We start from the raw sequence: 20892 nt of genomic DNA on the forward strand, positions 1-20892 counted from the left end.
GTTCGCATGCCCGGACGCGTCTGGTTCATCACCGGGGCGAGCAGCGGGTTCGGCCGAGTACTCGCGCAGACGGTGCTCGCGCGGGGCGAACGCGTGGCGGCGACGGCTCGCGACCCCGCGAAGCTCGCCGGCCTGGACACGTTCGCCACCCGGCTCGACGTCACCGATCCGGGCTCGGTCGACGCCGCGGTCAACGCCGCGGTCGCCGAGTTCGGGCGGATCGACGTGCTGGTCAACAACGCCGGGCACGGGCTGGTCGGAGCACTCGAAGAGCTCACCGACGCGCAAGCCCGCCAGGTTATCGAGACGAACGTGTTCGGCGTTCTCGCCGTCACTCGCGCGGTCCTGCCGCATCTGCGGGCTCAGCGCAGCGGGCACATCGTGCAGCTGTCGTCGGTCGGCGGCGTGGTCGGGAATCCCGGGCACGCGCTGTACGCGACGTCGAAGTTCGCGCTGGAAGGAATGTCCGAAGCATTGGCGGGCGAGGTGGGACCACTGGGGATCCGGGTCAGCATCGTCGAGCCGGGTCCGTTCCGGACGGACTTCGCGGGACGGTCGATGGCCTTCTCCGACCCCATCGACGACTACCGGGACACCCCGGCCGGGGCGATGCGCCGACGGTTTTCGCAGCAGGACGGCGTGCAGCCGAACGACCCGGCGAAAGCCGCCGAAGCGATCGTCAAGCTGGTCGATACGCCGGACGCGCCATTGCGGCTGCCCCTGGGGCCCGAAGCGGTCGGGCGGATCGGGGAGAAGCTGGAGCGGCAGCTCGCGGATCTCGCCGCGTGGGAGCAGGTTTCGCTGGACACGCGGTATCCGGACGACTGACCCGGCAGCCGTCCGGACAACCGGACACGAGTCAGCCCACCGGACCCTGCGCGGGCACGACCGTGACGTCGTGCTGCTGACCGCTCTGGTCGATCACTGTCAGCGTGAGCTTGTCGCCTGGGTGGTGCTGATCCATCAGAGTGGTCAGCGTGGTCGCCGAGTCGACGGTCTTGCCGTCCAGCGCGGTGATCACGTCGCCGGCGGTCAGACCGGCGTTGGCAGCCGCGCCGCCGGCGACGACCTGCTGGATCGCCGCGCCCTGACCGGAGCCGCCCTGCTGCTGTTGCTGCTGCTGCCCTTGCTGAGCCCGGCCGGCGTCGCTGACGGTCACGCCCAGGAACGCGCTCTGTCCGATGTGGACAGTGTTGGATCCGGCGCCGCCGACGATCTGGTGCGCGATGGTAACCGCCTGGTCGATCGGGATCGCGAAGCCCTGCGCGCCGCTCGAGCCGCCCTGCTGGCCGTTGCCCTGCGAGCCGTCGCCCTGCTGGCCGCTGCCCTGCGAGCCGTTCCCGTACCCGCCGGAGTAGCCGTTCCCGTGGCCGCCCTGGCCGCCGAACCCGCGCCGTCCGCCGCCGTTGAACTGGTAGCCGGCCGAGGCGGCGGTGTCCATGCCGATCACCTGACCCTGCGCGTTGACGAGCGGGCCGCCGGAATCGCCGGACTGGATGTTCGCGTCGACCTGGATCAGGCCGGTCAGCTGCTCGGACGAACTGCTCGATTCGTCGGAGGCGGTGATCGACTGGTCGAGCGCGCTCACCCGGCCGCCCGCCGGGATCGGGTCTCCCCCGGCGCCGCCGGCGTTGCCCAGCCCGACCACCGCGTCGCCGACCTTCACCGAGGACGAGTCGCCCAGCGAATCGGTGGTGAGGCCCGAGGCGTTGGCCAGCTTGAGCACCGCGACGTCGTGGCTGCGGTCGTAGCCGATCACCGACGCGGTGTAGGACTGCCCGTTGCCGATGTCGGTGACCTTGATCCTGGTCGCGCCTTCGACGACGTGGTTGTTCGTCAGCACCTCGCCGTCCGAGGTGAGCACGATCCCGGTGCCCGCCGCGGCCGCGCCCTGGTAACCGAGCTCCGTGTTGACGTTCACCAGGCCGGCGCTGACCTTTTTCGCGATCGCTTGCGGGTCGATGGCCGTGCTCGAAGGGCCGCCCGGGGTGGCGGTGGAGCCGAAGTTCTGGTTCCCGGACGCGCCGGACTGCGCCGACGGCGTCCACACGAAGTGTCCGACCCCGAGCCCGACGGCGACCGACAGCCCGATCGCGCCGAGCGCGATCCCGGCCGCCCGCAACGGGCTGCTCTGCCGCGGCCGGTGGTACGGCGTCGCGAACTGCTGCGTCGGATAGGGCTGGCCGGGCATTCCGCCGGATTGGCCGTAGCCGGGCGCCTCGCCGCCGGGGGCGGCACCGGGCGGCGGGGTCCACCCTTGCTGTGGCCCCCAGCCCTGCTGGTAGGGCTGCTGCCGGTAGGGGTACGGCTGTCCGCCGGTCTGGCCGTGGGCAGGCTGCGGCCCCTGGTCGTATCCACCCCGCTCGTGCTCGTTCATGGTCGGCTCCCGCGTCTCGTGACCTCCGCCAGTTCAGGAAACACCCGGTACCTGAGATTTTCCTTGCCGCTGTCAGTGGACAACCTGTGGAACGGGAAACGCCCTGCTCAGCAGGCTTGCCGGAACGGAAATCGACCGGCGGAAAAGCCCTGCCCGGCTCGGGTTCCGAGCCGGGCAGGGCCGCGGAGACCCGCGCCTTCTCCGCGCGCCGCCGGGAGGGCGGCGAGGATGGTCAGCTGACGTGCACGTAGTCGACCACGAGCTGCTGCGGGAACTGCGTGCTGCCGTCCGGGTCGCCCGGCCAGTCGCCGCCGACCGCGAGGTTGAGGATCAGGAAGAACGGGTGGTCATACACCCACTTCTTCCCGTTCAGATCGGCCGGGGTACGGGTTTCGTAGGCGTTCCCGTCGACCGACCAGACGATCTTGTTCGGCGACCAGTCCACCGCGTAGGTGTGGAAATCGTCGGAGAAGTTCGGGCCGTTGTACGGCGCGCCGATGCCGCCGGCTCCCGAGTAGCCGGGGCCGTGGATAGTGCCGTGCACCGTGTTCGGCTCCTTGCCGATGTTCTCCATCACGTCGATCTCGCCGGTGTCCGGCCACTGGTTGCCGCCGAGCATCCAGAACGCCGGCCACATGCCCTGGCCGCGCGGCAGCTTCATGCGCACTTCCACGTGCCCGTAGGTCTGGCTGAACTTGCCGGCGGTGTTCAGCCGCGCCGAGGTGTACTGGCACGCGCCGTACCAGCAGTTGTGGCCGGAATTCTCTTTCTTGGCGGTGATCACGAGGTGGCCCTGGCCATCCAGCGCCGCGTTCGCCGCGCCCGCGGTGTACCACTGCCGTTCGTGGTTGTTGCCGTTGTTGTCGCCGGTTTCGTAGGTCCACTTCGATCCGTCGGCGGGAGCGCCGGCCGGGCCGTTGAAGTCGTCGGCGAACCCGGCGGCCGGAGCGGCGGGAGCGGCCGGGGCCGCGTTGCCTGCCGGAGCCAGCGCGACCGCGCCGACGAGGGCGAGCGCGACGGGAACGGCGAGCAGGCGCCGGCGGGCGGAGGCGTGCTTGGACGTCATGGGCATCCCTCGATTGCTCGAGGGGCGGCCTGGCGGCGCCACCCCAGTTTGTTGTGGATGGCAACAAAGTATGCCGCCGGTCCCGTCCACCGACAACCCTCGCCGTCGGATATTTTCCGACTGAAGGTCCAGACGGGTGGATCCGCCGGGAATTCCGGGCAACCGGCGCGGTCCGGACGGGCAACCGTGAAGGGCCCCTTGAGGGAATCTGATTCTCTCAAGGGGCCCTTCACGGACGTTGCCGCAGACGGTGCCGCGGACGGTGCGGCGCGCTTCCGGTCACACTTCCGCGGCGCGTTCCTCCCGCAGCCACAACACTCCGCACGGCGGCAGCTGCAGCACCGCCGACGCCGGTTGCCCGTGCCACGGGTCGTCGGTCGCCTCCACCGCTCCCCAGTTGCCGACGCCCGAGCCGCCGAACGACTCCGCGTCCGTGTTCAGCACCTCGGCCCAGCGGCCGGCGGCGGGCAGGCCGACCCGGTAGTCGTGGTGCGGGATTCCGGCGAAGTTGGCGATGCACGCCAGCCGCGAGCCGTCCGAACCGATCCGCAGGAAGCTCAGCACGTTGCCGGCCGAGTCGTTCGCGTCGATCCAGCTGAAGCCGTCCGGCCGGACGTCCGCGCTGTAGAGCGCCGCTGTCTCGCGGTAGACCGCGTTCAGCTGCCGGGTCAGATCCCGGACGCCGCGGTGCAGCGGGGCTTCTAGCAGGTGCCAGTCCAGCGCGCGGGACTCCGACCACTCGCGCGGCTGGCCGAACTCGCCGCCCATGAACAGCAGCTGCTTGCCCGGGTGGGCCCACATGAAGGCCAGCAGCGAACGCACCCCGGCGGCCTTGTTCCAGTCGTCACCGGGCATCCGTTCCCACAGCGATCCCTTGCCGTGCACTACCTCGTCGTGCGAAAGCGGCAGGACGAAGTTCTCGCTCCACGCGTAGACCAGCGAGAACGTCATCTCGTTGTGGTGGTAGGCGCGGTGGATCGGCTCGTGCGACAGATACCGCAGCGTGTCGTGCATCCAGCCCATGTTCCATTTGAAGCCGAAACCCAGGCCGCCCAAGTGGGTCGGGCGCGTGACGCCTGGCCAGGCCGTCGACTCCTCGGCCACCATCACCACGCCCGGGTGCCGCTTGTAGACCGTCGCGTTCAGCTCCTGCAGGAACCGCACAGCGTCGAGGTTCTCCCGGCCGCCGTACTCGTTCGGCAGCCACTCCCCGTCCTTGCGGGAGTAGTCCAGGTAGAGCATCGACGCGACAGCGTCCACGCGCAGGCCGTCGAGGTGGAACTCCTCCAGCCAGTACAGCGCGTTCGCGACCAGGAAGTTGCGCACCTCGTTGCGGCCGAAGTTGAACACGAGCGTGCCCCAGTCCGGCTGTTCGCCGCGGCGCGGGTCCTCGTGCTCGTACAGCGGGCTGCCGTCGAAGCGGGCCAGCGCCCAGGTGTCGCGCGGGAAGTGCGCGGGCACCCAGTCCACGAGCACGCCGATGCCGCGCTGGTGCAGCCGGTCCACCAGGTGGCGGAAGTCGTCCGGCGAGCCGAATCGCGAGGTCGGCGCGTAGTACGAGGTGACCTGGTAGCCCCACGAACCGCCGAACGGGTGCTCGGCCACCGGCAGGAGCTCGACGTGCGTGAAGCCGGTTTCCTCGACGTAGTCGGCCAGCTGGTCGGCCAGTTCGCGGTAACCGAGACCGGGCCGCCACGAGCCGAGGTGCACCTCGTAGACGCTCATCGGCGCGTCGGCCCAGTCGGTCGCTTCACGACGGGCCACCCACTCCTCGTCGCTCCAGACGTACTCCGACTCGGTCACCTTCGACGCCGTCGCGGGCGGCACCTCGGTCGCGAACGCCATCGGGTCGGCCTTCTCGTGCCAGTGCCCGTCCGCGCCGAGGATGCGGAACTTGTAGCAGCTGCCGACCGCGACGCCGGGCACGAACAGCTCCCACACCCCCGAAGACCCGAGCGAACGCATCGGGTGGCCGCGGCCCTCCCACGCGTTGAAGTCGCCGATCACCCGCACGCCGCGCGCGGTCGGCGCCCACACCGCGAACGACACGCCTTCGACGGTGCCGTGCGAGGTGTCGTACCGGCGGACATGCGCGCCGAGGACGTCCCACAGCCGCTCGTGCCGTCCCTCGCCGATCAGGTGCAGATCCAGCTCGCCGACCGTCGGCAGCCATCGGTACGGGTCGTCGTCGACGACTGTGCGGTCCGGGTAAACCGTCTCCAGCCGGTAGTCGCCCGGATGGTCCGGCAGCGGCGCGGCGAACAGCGCGTCCGCGATCCGTTCCAGCGGATACCGGCGTTCCCCGGCCACCGCGGCCACCGCGGTCGCACCCGGGCGCAACGCGCGCACCGCCAGCTCGCCGTCGGCGGAGTGCACGCCGAGCACCGAATGCGGGTCGTGGTGCTCGCCGGCGAGCAGCCGGTCGATGTCGCGCGGGGACGGGGCCGCCGAGGGCAGATCCGAAGGTGCTGCGTTCACGGTCACTCGCTTCCGTCGGTGCTGCGGGCGATCGCCGCCAGCGGCACGGCCAGCCAGTCCGGCCGGTTCGCGTGCTCGTAGGCGACCTCATACACGGCTTTGTCCAGTTCGAAGGCACGCAGCAGCTCCGCGTGCGCCAGCGGGTCGCCGACCGGTCCCCCGGCACGGGCGTATCCGGCGCAGAACGCGTCGCGGTTGCGCCGCGCCCATTCCATCGCGTGGCGGGTCGCTTCCGGCGGTGCGTGCTGTCCGACGAGCCGCTGATGCGCCGCGTAATCGAACGAACGAAGCATTCCCGCCACGTCGCGCAGCGGCGAACTGGGCGCGTGCCGCTGTTCGACCGGGACGGCCGGCTCGCCTTCGAAGTCCAGCAGCAGCCATCCGCTGACGGTACGCAGCACTTGGCCGAGGTGCAGATCGCCGTGGATGTATTGCAGCGACATCGGCGACCCGTGCGCGCGCACTGCCTCGAAGGCGTCGCGCAGCGCGGGCGCGTACGCGGCCAGCTCCGGGACAGCCGCGGCGACCAGGTCGAGACGATCGGTCATCGCGCGCACCATCCGGTCCAGCTCGTCTGCGCCCGCCGGCTCGCTGCCGAACGCCCTGGCCAGGTCGGCGTGCACCTCGGCGACCGCGATGCCGAGGCGTTCGGATTCGGCGGCGAAGTCGCCGCCCGCCTCGCCCGGGGCCTGGTCCGGGTCGGCCAGCAGGTCGCGCACGCTCGTAGTGGCCATCGCCCAGCCGTCGACCGCGTCCGGCAGGAATTCCTGCAGCATCCCCATCGTGGCCGGGAGCCCGTCCAGCTCACCGCTGATCGAACCGACCACCCGCGCGACGTGCTTGCAGCCCGCTGCCTGCAGCCCGCGGTGCAGCAGCAGGTCTTTGTTGGTGCCCGGGCTGAGCTTGCGGAACAGCTTCAGGATGTACTGCCCGCCGTAGACCAGCGACGTGTTGCTCTGCTCAGCGGTGATCGGCCACGCGCGCAGCCCGGCCTGCAGCGTCGCTTCCGGCTCCGCCGCGAAACTCAGCGAGCCGGCCGTCGAACCGGCCGCGATCCGGTCCAGCAGTCCGGCGGTGAGGTCCGCGTCGCCGCTCGCCTCGTACAGTCCGTCGCCGAGCAGCGCCGCCGACGCGACCTCCGGCGTCTTGGACCGCCAGCCGATCAGCAGCTGATACGCCTCGGTGCGGTCGCCTTGCACGACGTCGACGATCGCGTGCACCAGCAGCGGGTCCGGTCCGGCCAGCACGGTGAGGGCGGCCGGGCGGACCGCGTCGATCGGCCGGTCCTTGCCAGCGAACCAGCGCTGGCCGGGCAGCCAGCCGGGCAGCACGGCGGCCAGCCGGCCGGGCAGTTCGGGCGCGGAACCGTGATCGGACAGCGGACTCACCTCATTCTTCCGGCTCGAGCAGCTGGAACCAGTAGAACCCATGACCGGGCAGAGTGAGCAGGTACGGCAGCTCGCCGATGCCCGGGAAACGCACCCCGCCGGTCAGCTCGACCGGTGTCGCGCCGCGATGCGCGGAAAGGTCCAGCTCCACCGGCTGCGGGAAGCGGGACAAGTTGTTCACGCAGACCACGACGTCTTCGCGGCCGTCCGGGCGCCGCCACCGGCGCTGGAAGGCCAGCACGCTCGGGTTCGAGCCGCCGAGATCGGTGAAGTCGCCGCGGCCGAAGGCCCGGTGCTGCTTGCGGACTTCGATCATCCGGCGGGTCCAGTTCAGCAGCGACGCCGCGTTGTCGTGCTGCGCTTCGACGTTCAGCGCCTGGTAGCCGTAGACCGGGTCCATGATCACCGGCAGGTAGATCCGGCCCGGGTCGCAGGCGGAGAACCCGGCGTTGCGGTCCGGCGTCCACTGCATCGGCGTGCGGACCGCGTCCCGGTCGCCCAGCCAGATGTTGTCGCCCATGCCGATCTCGTCGCCGTAGTACAGCACCGGCGATCCGGGCAGCGACAGCAGCATCGCGGTGAACAGCTCCTGCTGGTTGCGGTCGTTGTCCAGCAGCGGAGCCAGCCGGCGGCGGATGCCGATGTTCGCCTTCATCCGCGGATCTTTCGCGTACTCGGCGTACATGTAGTCGCGTTCTTCGTCGCTGACCATCTCGAGCGTCAGCTCGTCGTGGTTGCGCAGGAAGATGCCCCACTGCGTGCCGGACGGGATCTGCGGGGTCTGCAGCAGGATCTCCGAGATCGGGAACCGCGATTCGCGGCGCACCGCCATGAAGATCCGCGGCATCAGCGGGAAATGGAACGCCATGTGGCATTCGTCCCCGCCGATCGACTCGTCGCCGAAGTACTCCACCACGTCCGAGGGCCACTGGTTCGCCTCGGCCAGCAGGATCCGGCCCGGGTACTCGTCGTCCACGACCTTCCGGCAGCGCTTGAGGAAATCGTGCGTGCGCGAAAGGTTCTCGCAGTTGGTGCCCTCTTCCTCGAACAGGTAGGGCACGGCGTCCAGGCGGAACCCGTCGATGCCGATGTCCAGCCAGAACCGCAGCACGTCGACCATCGCGTCCTGCACGGCCGGGTTCTCGTAGTTCAGGTCCGGCTGGTGGGAGAAGAACCGGTGCCAGTAGAACTGGCCGCGCACCGGGTCGTAGGTCCAGTTCGAGGTTTCGGTGTCCACGAAGATGATCCGCGCGTCGGCGTAACGGGAATCGTCGTCGCTCCACACGTAGTAGTCGCCGTAGGGGCCTTCGGGATCGGTGCGCGACTGCTGGAACCACGGATGCGCCTCCGAGGTGTGGTTCAGGACCAGGTCGGTGATCACCCGGATGCCGCGCTGGTGCGCCTCGTCGAGCAGGTAGACGAAGTCCTCGACGCTGCCGAATTCCGGCAGCACGGCACGGAAGTCGCTGATGTCGTACCCGCCGTCGCGCAGCGGCGACGCGTAGAACGGCGGCAGCCACAGGCAGTCCACCCCGAGCCATTCGAGGTAGTCCAGCTTGCCGGCCAGCCCGCGCAGGTCGCCGGTGCCGTCGCCGTTCGAATCGGCGAACGCGCGCACCAGGACCTCGTAGAACACCGCGCTCTTGAACCACTCCGGGTCCTTCGGCGCGGCATGCGCGTGCTCGAAGTCGCCCGCCTGCGGCTCGACCAGCAGACCTTCGGCGGTGACCGCCTCACCGGTGTGCGGCACTCCCTCCAGGCCCGCCGCAGCGCTGGGCCGGCTCTCCTCGTCCATCCATTCCACCTTGTCGTCAGTGCGTGCTTAAGAGTGGCTACCCCGGTCGACACTGGGATAGCCACTTTCGAAGAGGTTTAGTCAGGCCGCAAGCCGGCGGCGCAGCGAGACGATGTGCGCGCACGCCCGCCAGGGCTCGAGCCGGACGAAGTTCGCCTGGCCCCAGTCCCAGGTCTCGCCGGTGACCTCGTCGTGCGCGATCAGCCGTTCGGACCAGTCGAAGCCCAGTGCGGGCAAGTCGAGCCAGAGCGTGCCCTCGTGCCCTGCTCGCGGGTCGAGGTTGACCACGGTGAGCACGGTGTCGCCGGTTGCCGGGTCCTGTTTGGAGTAGGCGATCAGCGCGTCGCTGTCGACGTGGTGGAAGCGCAGCGAGCGCATGCCCTGCAGCGCCGGGTGGGCGCGCCGGACGGCGTTGAGCCGGGTCAGCCACGGCTCCAGGGACCGGCCTTCGGCCAGCGCGGCGGCGAAATCGCGCGGGCGCAGCTGGTACTTCTCCGAGTCGAGGTATTCCTCGCTGCCCGGGCGCACCGGCTCGGACTCGAACAGCTCGTAGCCGGAGTACACGCCCCAGGTCGGCGACATGGTCGCGGCCAGCGCGGCGCGCAGCGCGAACATGCCTGGACCGCCGTGCTGCAGCGATTCGTGCAGGATGTCCGGAGTGTTCACGAACAGGTTCGGCCGGCCGTGGTCCCAGTGTTGGACCAGGTCGGAGCCGAACTCGGTGAGTTCTTCCTTGGTGGTGCGCCAGGTGAAGTAGGTGTAACTCTGCGTGAAGCCGAGCTTGGCCAGCCCCCACAGGCGGGCCGGGCGGGTGAACGCCTCGGCGAGGAAGAGCACGTCCGGGTGCGCGTCCTTGACCGACTGGATCAGCCAGGCCCAGAAGTCCGGCGGCTTGGTGTGCGGGTTGTCCACCCGGAAGATGCGCACCCCGTGCGACACCCAGCGCAGCACGACGCGGAGCACCTCGTCGTAGATGCCGCGCGGGTCGTTGTCGAAGTTGATCGGGTAGATGTCCTGGTACTTCTTCGGCGGGTTCTCCGCGTAGGCGATGCTGCCGTCCGGGCGGGTGGTGAAGAACTCCGGGTACTTGAGCACCCACGGGTGGTCCGGCGCGGCCTGCAGCGCGAGGTCGAGCGCGACCTCCAGGCCCAGTTCGTGCGCCCGCGCGGTGAACGCGTCGAAGTCCTCGAAGGTGCCCAGCCGCGGGTGGATCTCGTCGTGCCCGCCCTCGTCCGCGCCGATCGCCCACGGCGAGCCGACGTCGTCCGCCGTCGCGGCGAGAGTGTTGTTGGGGCCCTTGCGGTTCACCCGGCCGATCGGGTGGATCGGCGGCAGGTAGACGACGTCGAAGCCCATGCCGGCGACCCGGTCCAGCTCGCGCTCGGCGGTGCGGAAGGTGCCGTGCACCGCGTTGCCGTATGCGTCCACGCCCCCGGTGGAACGGGGGAAGAACTCGTACCAGGACCCGAAAGCGGCGCGTTTGCGGTCCACCCACAGCTTGAGCGTGCGTCCCTTGGTGATCAGTTCGCGCACCGGGTGCTCGTGCATGACCTGGCGGACTTCCGGCGAGAGCGCGGGCCCGACGCGCTCGGCGAGGTCCTGCTCGTCGTCGCGCAGCGCGGCCGCGGCGCCGGCGAGCAGCGCGCGCTCGGCCCGGCGCTCCGGGCGGCGGGAGACCCGGTCCAGCAGCAGTGCGCCGTTCTCCAGGTCGTTGGCCAGGTCGCCAGGCCCTTGCCCGGCCGCGATCTTCACCTCGACCGCGTGCTCCCAGGTGGCCCACGGATCGCTCCACGCGTCCACCCGGTAGGTCCACATGCCTTCGGCGTCCGGCACGATCACCGCGCCGAACTTGTCCAGCCCGCTGCCCTGCTCCGCCATCCGGGTCTGCCGCGCGGCCCGGTCGCCCGGACCGCGCCAGGCGACCGTCGCGGCGACCGCGTCGTGGCCTTCCCGCCAGACCGTCGCGGTGATCGGGAAATGTTCGCCCGCAACGGCTTTGGCCGGATATCGGCCGCAGCTGACAATAGGTGCGACGTCATCGATCCCGAGCCGGCCAGTCATGGCAATGCCCCTTTTTCACCGTGGATGGGAGTGTGGTCGGACTGCGCTGCCGCGAGTACGGACAGTGTGCCTGATTACGCCAAAGCCGTTGACAGCGGGGCCTTTTTCTGCGTTGCCCGCCACCCGGACGGGCGAACCCGACGCTCTCTCCCCGTCCGAAATCCGCATTCCGGTACCCGCCCGGTAACACGCGCGCAGAATTGCGTTCACATTCGCCCGCCCGTTCCGGTGATTACTCGCGAGTATCGGCGCTGCCGAGCCAACGCTTTCCCGGCGCGCACTCCCGACTCCCGCGAGTCCGCGAAGAGCCCCTCGACGGAATCGAAGTCCCTCAAGGACCCATCACGGACAAGCGGGCGAACCGTCACAGCTGCGGAATCTCGACCGTGTCGCGCGGTGCGCGCAGCAGCAACAGCGAGCGCCCTTCGACGGTGAGCCGCGCTTTCGGCTCCAGCACGCCGGGATGCGCCGGGCTGCCGTCCGCGGTGCTGGTGTCCAGCGTGGGCTTGAACGTCTCGCCGTACTCCGGCCCGGGCAGCACGATCTCGGCCGGTTCCGCGCCCGCGTGCAGCACGAGCAGCCAGGAATGATCGGTGACGAGCGCGCCCTCCCGGTTGCGGGCCTGGCTGTTCGACCCGTCGATCCACATGCACAGCGTGCGCCGGTCCTCGGCGAACCAGTCGACCTCGTCGAACTCTTCGCCGTCCGGACGAAACCAGGTCAGATCGGGTTTTCCGGTCACCGTCGTGCGCCCCTCGAAGAACTCCGGCTGGCGCAGCGCCGGGCTGTGCGCGCGCAGCCGGACCACCCGGCGCGCGAACGCGAGCATCGGCTCGGACAGTTCGGTCGGGCTCCAGTCGACCCACGAGGTTTCGTCGTCCAGACAGTACGCGTTGTTGTTGCCGTGCTGAGTCCGCCACATTTCGTCGCCCGCGGTGAGCATCGGCGTTCCAGTGGACAGCAGGAGCGTCGCGAACAAGTTGCGGGCTTGGCGGGTGCGCAGCGCGAGGATCGCCGCGTCGTCGGTCTCGCCTTCTTCGCCGTGGTTCCAGGCACGGTTGTCGTTCGTCCCGTCGCGGTTGTCCTCGCCGTTGGCCTCATTGTGCTTTTCGTTGTAGGACACCAGATCCCGCAGTGTGAAGCCGTCGTGCGCGGTGACGAAGTTGATCGACTGCCAAGGCCGGCGCAGGTTGTGGTCGTACAGGTCGGACGATCCGGACAGCCGGTAAGCGAGGTCGCGCACGCCGGTCGCGCCGCGCCAGAAATCCCGGACGGTGTCGCGGTAGCGGCCGTTCCATTCGGCCCACTGCGGGCCGAAATCGCCGACCCGGTAGCCCTCGCCGGTCGCGTCCCACGGTTCGGCGATCAGCTTGCAGCGCGAGAGCACCGGGTCGGTGGTGATCGCGGTGAGCATGGTCGACTCGCGGTCGAACATCCCGCCGCGCGGGCGGCCGAGCGTGCTGGCCAGGTCGAACCGGAAACCGTCGACGCCCATCTCCTGGGTCCAGTACCGCAGCGAGTCGGTGACCAGCCGGACCACCGTCGGCGAACCGGCGTCGAGGGTGTTGCCGCAGCCGGTGAGGTCGGCCATGTGCCCGCGCCGGGTGTGCAGGTAGTACGCCGGGGCGTCGAGACCGCGCAGCGACAGCGTCGGACCGTCCGGGCCTCCCTCGCAGGTGTGGTTGAACACGACGTCGAGAATCACTTCGATGCCCGCCCCGTGCAGTGCCGCCACCATCGTGCGGAACTCTTCGACCTCCCTGCCCGGCTCGCTCGCGTACCCGGTGTGCGGAGCGAAGTAGCCGAGCGGCGAGTAGCCCCAGTAATTGTGGCGGCCCGAGCGGATCAGCGCGGGCTCGTCGGCGAACGCGTGGACCGGCAGCAGCTCGACGGTGGTGACGCCGAGCCGGGTCAGGTGCTCGATCGCGACCGGGTGCGCGAGGCCGAGGTACGTGCCGCGCAGCGGCTCCGGGATGAACGGATGCTGCTGGGTGAACCCCTTGACGTGCAGTTCGTAGACCACCGACTCCTCGAACGGCACCTCCGGCTTGATCCCGGTGTCCGGCCCGCCCGGCGACGTGACCACCGAAAGCGGGACGCTGCCCAGCGAGTCCACGGTGGAGGTCGGACCGCGTTCCGGGTCGCCGGTGAACCCTTGCGCGGCGTGCAGGCTGGTGAGCCTGCCGCTGATCCGGCGCGCGTACGGGTCGACCAGCAGCTTCGCCGGGTTGCAGCGGAGGCCGCGGCCGGGTTCGTACGGCCCGTGCACGCGGTAGCCGTAGCGCTGTCCGACCGAGACGCCCGGGACGAGGCCGTGCCAGACGCCGAACGTGCGTTCGGTCAGCTCGATCCGCCGCTCGGCGCCGTCGTCGCCGACGAGGCACACCTCCACGGCGTCGGCGACCGCGGAGGTCACCGCGAACCGGACTCCGCCGCCCTCCGGGTGGGCGCCGAGCGGGAACGGCCGTCCGGCGAGGACCTGGCTGTCGGTTGCGGGTCGCTGTGCCATGGGCCGATCTTTTCAAACCCGGGCCGCCGAGTGCTCCGGCGCTTGGCTGAACTTCGGCGGCCCGGGCTCCGGCCGACCCGCGACGACCTGGGCGGACGTCCGGCGGGGCGGTTCCCGGATCCGGGGCCGGGCCGGGCGCGCCCCGGCTTTCCGGGCATTCGGTGTCAGCGGAGGAGGACAGGTCCGGCTGCGCTCGCGCCGGACGAGCCGCGCGACCAGGCGGGCTCGGCACCGGCGGCGATGCCCGGCCGGCACCGCTCGAAATTCGGGTGACTCGCCGGGCGTCGCCGGTTTACCGTCGCCGGCGATGATCGACGACGATCCCGCTGACGGATGGTTCCCCGAGAGCGTCGCCGCCCGGTACGACGCGCCCGGCGGCGCGAACGCGCCCGAAGTCGTGACCCCGGCGGTGGACGTCCTGGAAGAGCTGGCCGACGGCGGCGCGGCCCTCGAACTCGCAGTCGGCACCGGCCGGATCGCCGCGCCGTTGGCGGCCCGCGGCGTGCCGGTGCACGGCATCGAGCTGAGCCAGGCGATGGCGGCGCGCATCGCGGGCAAACCCGGCGGCGCCGCGGTCGAGGTGACCATCGGCGACATCGCCACGGCGCGGGTGCCCGGCGAATTCTCGCTGGCCTACCTGGTGTTCAACACGATCAGCAACGTGACCGCGCAGGACGGCCAGGTCGACGTCTTCCGCACCGCGGCGGCGCACCTGCGGACCGGCGGGTTGTTCCTGGTGGAGGTCGGCGTGCCGGACTTGCGCCGGCTGCCGCCCGGGCAGGACACGGTCCCGTTCGCGATGGCGGACGGTTATGTCGGGTTCGACCAGTACGACGTTGTCGCGCAGCAGTTCACGTCGAACCACGTCACAGTCTCGGCGGACGGCACCGGGCGGTTCCGGCGGATCCCGTTCCGCTACGTCTGGCCGGCCGAGCTGGACCTGATGGCGCGGATCGCGGGAATGCGGCGGAAGCACCGGTGGGCGGGGTGGGACCGGACGGAGTTCACCGCGGACAGCGGCTCGCACGTGTCGGTGTGGGAGAAGACCGCCTAGACCCCGGCTCAGCGCACCTCGACCAGCGCGAACGACTCCGACGGCAGCACCACCGCGCCTTCCCCGGCCACCGGCTTCCCCCACGACGCCAGCACCTGCGCCGGCTCCCCCTCCAGCGGCACCTCGACCTCGGCCGCGCCGAAGTTGCACGCGAGGCGCAGTCCGCCGCGGTGCAGGACGAGCCACGAGTCGTCCGGAGCGGAGTCCACGACGACCCGGTCCAGCCGTGGATCGGTCAGCTCCGGACGGGACCGCCGGAGCCGGATGAGCGTCCGGTACAGGTCCAGGATCTCCCGGTGCCCCGGCTGCGCGGGCTCGGTCCAGTCGAGCCGGGACCGGGCGACGGTCGCCGGGTCCATCGGGTCCGGGACGTCGGTCTCGCCCCAGCCGTGCCGGGCGAATTCGCGGCGGCGGCCGGTGCGCACCGCATCGGCCAGCGCCGGGTCCGGGAACGACGCGAAGAACTGCCACGGCGTTCCCGCCGCCCACTCCTCCCCCATGAACACCATCGGGGTGAACGGGGAGCAGAACACCACCGCGGCACCGCAGGCCAGCAGCCCCGGCGACACCGTGGCAGACAACCGGTCGCCGGTCGCGCGGTTGCCGATCTGGTCGTGGTCCTGCAGGTAGGCCAGGAACCGGTCGCCGGGCGTGACCCGCCGGTCCAGCGGGCGGCCGTGCGTCCGGGAACGGAACGACGACCACGTGCCGGCGTGGAAGAACGCCTCCCGCAGGGTCTTGGCGAGCGCGCCGGGCTCGGCGAAATCGGTGTAGTAGCCGGTGGTTTCGCCGGTGAGCCGGACGTGCAGCGCGTGGTGCAGGTCGTCCGACCACTGCGCGTGCAGGCCGTAGCCGCCCGCGTCCCGGGTCGTGACGAGCTTCGGGTCGTTCTGGTCGGATTCGGCGATCAGAGTCAGCGGCCGGTTCTCCGCGGCGGACAGCGCGGCGACCTCGGCGGCGAGCTCTTCCAGCAGGTGCACGGCGCGTTTGTCGACCAGCGCGTGCACCGCGTCGAGCCGCAGGCCGTCCAGCCGGAAGTCGCGCAGCCAGCCGAGCGCGTTGTCCACGACGTAGCGGCGGACTTCGTCCGAACCGGGCCCGTCGAGGTTGAGGCCGGCGCCCCAGTCGGTGTCGCCGGCGAAGTACGGGCCGAACCGGTCGAGGTAGGCGCCGGACGGGCCGAGGTGGTTGTAGACGACGTCCAGCAGCACCGCGAGCCCGCGCGCGTGGCAGGCGTCGACCAGCCGTTTGAGACCGTCCGGCCCGCCGTACGGCTCGTGCACGGCACCCCAGAGCACGCCGTCGTAGCCCCAGCCCGCGACGCCGTCGAAGGAGTTCACCGGCAGCAGCTCGACGTGGGTGACGCCCAGGTCGGCGAGGTGGTCGAGCCGCTCGATCGCGGCGTCGAACGTGCCGCCCTCGGTGAAGGTGCCGACGTGCAGTTCGTAGACCACGCCGCCGGCGAGCTGCCGACCGGTCCAGCGCTCATCGGTCCAGCCGAACGCCGCGTGGTCGTACACCCGGGACGCCTCGTGCACGCCGTGCGGCTGGCGCAGCGAACGCGGGTCCGGCAAGGGCGTGTCGTCGTCGCCGAGCAGGAAAGCGTAGTCAGTGCCGGTGACGTCGGCCCGCCACCAGCCCGCGGCCCCGGCGGTCATCTCGTGGTCGGTCCCGTCGACCCGGACGCGCACGCGGTCCGCCGCCGGAGCCCACACGCTGAACATCAGGAGTCCTCCCGCACCAGAAGCGCGACTGGGTAGTGGTCGAACAGCGCGGCCGCTCGCGGTGCGTCCCCGACCGCGCGGCCGGTCAGCACGTCGGTCCATTCGCCGGCGCGCAACGGCAGGACGGTGTCCCGCCAACCGCCCGCCCGTTCCAAGCCGAGCGGGAGCCGGGTGACCGCGACGGTCAGCCCGCAGCCGCGTTCGAAGGCCAGCAGGTGTTCTGCCGCAACGCCTTCGGCTTGCAGCGGGCGGTACCCGGCGAACAGTTCCGGCCGGTCTCGGCGCAGCGTCAACGCCCGGTGCACGACCAGCAGCTTCGCCGCGCCGGTCTCGTCGATTTCCGGCAGCTCCCCGGCTTGGACCCGCTCCAGCAACGAGCGGCGGGCGCGGTAGTCGACGGCTCGCCGGTTGTCCGGGTCGACCAGCGAGTAGTCCCACAGCTCGGTGCCCTGGTACACGTCCGGGACGCCGGGACCGGCCAGCTGCACCAGTTTCTGCCCCAGCGAGTTCGCCCAGCCCGCGCCGCGGACCCGCGCGACGAACCCCTCGACGTCCGCGGCCAGCGCGGCGTCGCCGAGCACCTCGTCCGGCCACGCCGCGACGGCGCGCTCGAACTCCTCGTCGTGGTCGGTCCAGGACGTGCGGAGTTTCGCTTCCTTCGCGGCCTTGTCGAGATAGTCCCGCAGCCGCTCCGGCGAGATCGGCCACGCGCCGACCAGCGTTTGCCAGGCGAGGAGATTCAGCGCCGGTTCGTCGATCCCGCGCACCGCGGACCACCGGCGCACCGCGGCGGCGAACTCCTCCGGCACCTCCGACAGCGCGACCATCCGCGCCCGGGTGTCCTCGGACCGTTTCGTGTCGTGCGTGGTCAACGTGGTCATCGTGGCCGGCGCGGCGGCGGCGCGGCCGGCTGCCAGCGAGTGGAATTCCGGCGTGCTCAAGCCGAACCGGTCCGGGTTGCCGCCGACCTCGTTGAGCGCCGCGAACCGGGTGAACCGGTAGAACGTGGTGTCCTCGGTGCCCTTCGCGACGACCATGCCGGACGTCTGCTGGATCCGGGTCGCCAGTTCGCCGTCCGGCGCGCCGCGGACCTGGCTGTCCAGCGCGTCGAGGGCCGGGGCCAGCTCCGGCCGCCGCTTGCGCGCCTGGCCGATCGCGGTGGCCCAGTGCTGCGCGCCTTCTGGCAGGTACGAGCGGTAAACCGGGAACGCGATCATCGCCTCGGCGACCGCCGCTCGCGCCGCGTCGGCGTCCACGCCGGGCAGCAGCGCGGCGATCCGGCGCACCTCGGCCACCAGGATGCCGTCGGTCACCAGCCGCCGCGCTCGTTCTTCCACCGCGTGGTAGTCAGTGCGCACGCCCTGTTCGGCGGCGAGCCGGGTGAAGACCGCAGCGGCCGCCGGGTCGACGAACACGCCCGTGATCTCGCGCAGCGCGTCGTACCCGGTGGTCCCGTCGACCGGCCAGCTCTGCGGCAGCGCCTCGCCCGGGTGCAGGATCTTCTCGGCCACCAGCCACGCCCCCGGCGCGCCCGCGCGGAGCCGCCGGAAGTAGCCGCCCGGGTCGGCGAGCCCGTCCGGATGATCCACCCGCAGGCCGGTGACGTCGCCTTCGGACACCCAGCGCAGCAGCTCGCCGTGCGTTTCGGCGAACACCTCCGGCCGCTCCACGGCGACCGCGGCCAGGTTCGTGATGTCGAAGAACCGCCGGTAGTTGAGCTCCTGGTTGCCGCGCCGCCAGCCGACCAGCTCGTAATGCTGGCGCGCGTGCACCTCCTGCGGCGTGCCTTCGCCGGTGCCCGGCGCGATCGGGAACCGGTGCTCGTAATAGACGAGTTCGTCCCCTTCGACCGACAGCGGGTCGTCGTCGCCGCCGAGCACCGGCAGCAGGAGGCGGCCGCGGCTCCAGTCGATGTCGAAGAACGGCGCGTACGCCGATTCCCGGCCGTGGCGCAGCACGTCCCACCACCACGCGTTCGCCTTCGCCACCTCGACGGACATGTGGTTCGGCACGATGTCCACCACGAAGCCGAGCCCGGCTTCTTTCAGCCGCGCCGCCAGGGTTTTCCGCGCTTGTTCGCCGCCCAGCTCCGGCCGCGCCCGGGTGGGGTCGGTGACGTCGTAACCGTGCGTGGACCCGGGAGTCGCGTCAAGCATCGGCGAGCCGTACAGCGCACCGGCGCCCAGCTCGCGCAAGTAGTCGACGATCTCCGCGGCTTCGGCGAACCCGAACTCCGGTCGCAGCTGCACCCGGTACGTCGAGGACGGCGTGCTCACGCGTCCTCCTTGGCGGTGCGCTGCAGGACTACAAGCGATCGCGCGGCCAGGGTGAACTTGCCGCCGCCCTCGACCGGTTCGGCATCGTCCGGCGCGACGCTGCCGGTCGCGGTGTCCACCACGACTGTCCATTCGCGACCGTAGCCGTTGCCGGGCAAGGTCATCGCGATGTCCTCCCAGTGCGCGTTGAAGGCGAGCAGGAACGAATCGTCCTCCACCGGCATGCCGCGCGGGTCGAGGTCCGGGATCCCTTCCCCGTTCAGGAAGATCACCACCGACTTGCCGAACGCGTCGTCCCAGTTCTGCTCGGTCATCACCTCGCCGGCCGGGGTGAACCAGGCGATGTCGCCCAGCTCCTCCCCCTTGCCCACCGGCTTGCCCTGGAAGAACCGCCGCCGCCGGAACACCGGGTGCGCCTTGCGGAACGCGGTCAGCGCGGCGGTGAACTCGACCAGGCCGGCGTTCTCGGTGGCGAGTTCCCAGTCCATCCAGGACAGTTCGGTGTCCTGGCAGTAGGCGTTGTTGTTGCCCTGCTGGGTGCGGCCGAGCTCGTCGCCGTGCAACAACATCGGCACGCCTTGCGACAGCAGCAGGGTGGCCAGCAGATTCCGTCGCTGACGGGCGCGCAGCGCGAGGACCTCGGCGTCGTCGGCGGGGCCTTCGACGCCGCAGTTCCACGACCGGTTGTCGTCCGCGCCGTCGCGGTTGTCCTCGCCGTTGGCTTCGTTGTGCTTTTCGTTGTAGGAAACCAGATCGGTGAGGGTGAAGCCGTCGTGCGCGGTGACGAAGTTGATCGAGGCGAACGGCCGGCGGCCGTCGTCCTGGTACAGGTCCGACGAGCCGGTGATGCGCGACGCGAACTCGCCCAGAGTGGACGGTTCGCCGCGCCAGAAGTCGCGCACCGTGTCGCGGTACTGGCCGTTCCACTCGGTCCACAACGGCGGGAAGTTGCCGACCTGGTAGCCGCCCGGCCCGACGTCCCACGGCTCGGCGATCAGCTTGACCTGGCTGACGATCGGGTCCTGCTGCACCAGGTCGAAGAAGGTGGACAGCCGGTCCACGTCGTAGAACTCGCGGGCCAGCGCCGAGGCCAGGTCGAACCGGAAACCGTCGACATGCATCTCGGTCACCCAGTACCGCAGGGAATCCATGATCAGCTGCAGCGTGTGCGGACTGCGGACGTTGAGCGAGTTGCCGGTGCCGGTGTAGTCCATGTAGTACTGCGGATCGTCCTCGACCAGGCGGTAGTACGCCTCGTTGTCGATGCCGCGCATGGACAGCGTCGGGCCGAGGTGGTTGCCCTCGGCGGTGTGGTTGTAGACGACGTCGAGGATCACCTCGATGCCGGCCTCGTGCAGGGCGCGGACCATGCCCTTGAACTCCTGCACCTGCCCGCCCTGGCCCTGCATCGCGGCGTACCCGTCGTGCGGCGCGAAGTACCCGATCGTGTTGTAGCCCCAGTAGTTCCGCAGGCCCTTTTCGTCCAGTCCGTGGTCGGTGACGAACTGGTGCACCGGCATCAGCTCGACCGCGGTGACGCCGAGTTTCTTCAGGTGCTCCACGACCGCCGGGTGCGCGAGCCCGGCGTACGTGCCGCGCAGCCGCTCCGGGACGAACGGATGCGTCATCGTCATGCCGCGCACGTGCGTCTCGTAGATCACCGTTTCGTGATACGGCGTGCGCGGCGCGCGGTCGTTGCCCCAGTCGAAGAACGGGCTCACCACCAGCGAGTACGGGACGTGCCCGGCCGAATCCTCGTCGTTGCGCTGCTCCGGGTCGTCGAAGCGGTAGCTGAACAGCGCCTCGGACCAGTCGACGCCCCGCGAGAGCGCCTTGGCGTACGGGTCGATCAGCAGCTTGCTGGGGTTGCAGCGCTGGCCGCGTCCGGGGTCGTACGGGCCGTGCACGCGGAAGCCGTACCGCTGCCCCGGGCCGACGCCGAGCAGATAGCCGTGATGGACGAATCCGTCGACTTCCTCCAGCCGCGCGCGGGTTTCGTTGCCCTCGTCGTCGAACAGGCACAGGTCGACGTGCTCGGCGACCTCGGAGAACAGCGCGAAGTTGGTCCCCACGCCGTCGTAGGTCGCGCCAAGCGGGTAGGGCTTTCCGGGCCAGGGCCGCACGGGGCTCTCCTCGGGCTTCGGTTTCGGTGTCCGGACAGGGT

11 protein-coding genes and 1 pseudogene are annotated in these 20892 nt (G+C 70.6%); 2 read left to right on the forward strand and 10 right to left on the reverse strand.

The window, feature by feature from the left end:
* Window positions 1–6 precede the first annotated feature (6 nt).
* Window positions 7–828 carry an oxidoreductase gene (locus AMYBE_RS0115215; protein ID WP_020660250.1) on the forward strand — a complete coding sequence of 274 codons (822 nt, stop codon included), beginning with the start codon at window positions 7–9 and terminating at the stop codon, window positions 826–828.
* A gap of 31 nt (window positions 829–859) precedes the next feature.
* Here AMYBE_RS0115215 and AMYBE_RS0115220 read toward each other — a convergent pair whose 3' ends face one another.
* The 7 genes and pseudogenes from AMYBE_RS0115220 to glgX (AMYBE_RS0115250) form a co-directional block, all read right to left on the reverse strand.
* Window positions 860–2377, reverse strand: a complete 1518-nt coding sequence (locus AMYBE_RS0115220; protein ID WP_020660251.1) for a S1C family serine protease — start codon at window positions 2375–2377, stop codon at window positions 860–862.
* Between the two features lie 235 nt (window positions 2378–2612).
* Window positions 2613–3443, reverse strand: a pseudogene (locus tag AMYBE_RS0115225) (glycoside hydrolase family 16 protein); the annotation flags it as partial.
* A 279-nt stretch (window positions 3444–3722) separates the two neighbouring features.
* Window positions 3723–5921 carry a 1,4-alpha-glucan branching protein GlgB gene (gene glgB, locus AMYBE_RS0115230; protein ID WP_027927670.1) on the reverse strand — a complete coding sequence of 733 codons (2199 nt, stop codon included), beginning with the start codon at window positions 5919–5921 and terminating at the stop codon, window positions 3723–3725.
* A gap of 2 nt (window positions 5922–5923) precedes the next feature.
* Complete coding sequence (locus tag AMYBE_RS0115235; protein WP_020660254.1) at window positions 5924–7309, reverse strand: maltokinase N-terminal cap-like domain-containing protein; 1386 nt, start codon at window positions 7307–7309, stop codon at window positions 5924–5926.
* 1 nt (window position 7310) lies between these two features.
* Entirely contained in the window at window positions 7311–9104 is a 1794-nt protein-coding gene (gene treS, locus AMYBE_RS0115240; protein ID WP_020660255.1) for a maltose alpha-D-glucosyltransferase, read from the reverse strand.
* A gap of 81 nt (window positions 9105–9185) precedes the next feature.
* Window positions 9186–11165: an alpha-1,4-glucan--maltose-1-phosphate maltosyltransferase gene (locus AMYBE_RS0115245; protein ID WP_020660256.1), complete on the reverse strand. Its 1980-nt coding sequence runs from the start codon at window positions 11163–11165 to the stop codon at window positions 9186–9188.
* Between the two features lie 364 nt (window positions 11166–11529).
* Entirely contained in the window at window positions 11530–13674 is a 2145-nt protein-coding gene (glgX, locus tag AMYBE_RS0115250) for a glycogen debranching protein GlgX (protein ID WP_020660257.1), read from the reverse strand.
* 307 nt (window positions 13675–13981) lie between these two features.
* Here glgX (AMYBE_RS0115250) and AMYBE_RS0115260 point away from each other — a divergent pair, with 307 nt between their 5' ends.
* Window positions 13982–14728 carry a methyltransferase domain-containing protein gene (locus AMYBE_RS0115260; RefSeq protein WP_020660258.1) on the forward strand — a complete coding sequence of 249 codons (747 nt, stop codon included), beginning with the start codon at window positions 13982–13984 and terminating at the stop codon, window positions 14726–14728.
* An 8-nt stretch (window positions 14729–14736) separates the two neighbouring features.
* Here AMYBE_RS0115260 and treZ read toward each other — a convergent pair whose 3' ends face one another.
* The 3 genes from treZ to glgX (AMYBE_RS0115275) are packed head-to-tail and all read right to left on the reverse strand — an operon-like array spanning window position 14737 to window position 20851.
* Window positions 14737–16455: a malto-oligosyltrehalose trehalohydrolase gene (treZ, locus tag AMYBE_RS0115265; RefSeq protein ID WP_027927671.1), complete on the reverse strand. Its 1719-nt coding sequence runs from the start codon at window positions 16453–16455 to the stop codon at window positions 14737–14739.
* Window positions 16452–18728 carry a malto-oligosyltrehalose synthase gene (gene treY / locus AMYBE_RS0115270; protein ID WP_020660260.1) on the reverse strand — a complete coding sequence of 759 codons (2277 nt, stop codon included), beginning with the start codon at window positions 18726–18728 and terminating at the stop codon, window positions 16452–16454. The genes treZ and treY overlap by 4 nt, the downstream gene beginning before the upstream one ends.
* Window positions 18725–20851 carry a glycogen debranching protein GlgX gene (gene glgX, locus AMYBE_RS0115275; RefSeq protein ID WP_020660261.1) on the reverse strand — a complete coding sequence of 709 codons (2127 nt, stop codon included), beginning with the start codon at window positions 20849–20851 and terminating at the stop codon, window positions 18725–18727. Before glgX (AMYBE_RS0115275) ends, treY begins: the two co-directional genes overlap by 4 nt.
* Between the last annotated feature and the right edge of the window lie 41 nt (window positions 20852–20892).

Source organism: Amycolatopsis benzoatilytica AK 16/65 (assembly GCF_000383915.1).
GTDB lineage: Bacteria > Actinomycetota > Actinomycetes > Mycobacteriales > Pseudonocardiaceae > Amycolatopsis > Amycolatopsis benzoatilytica.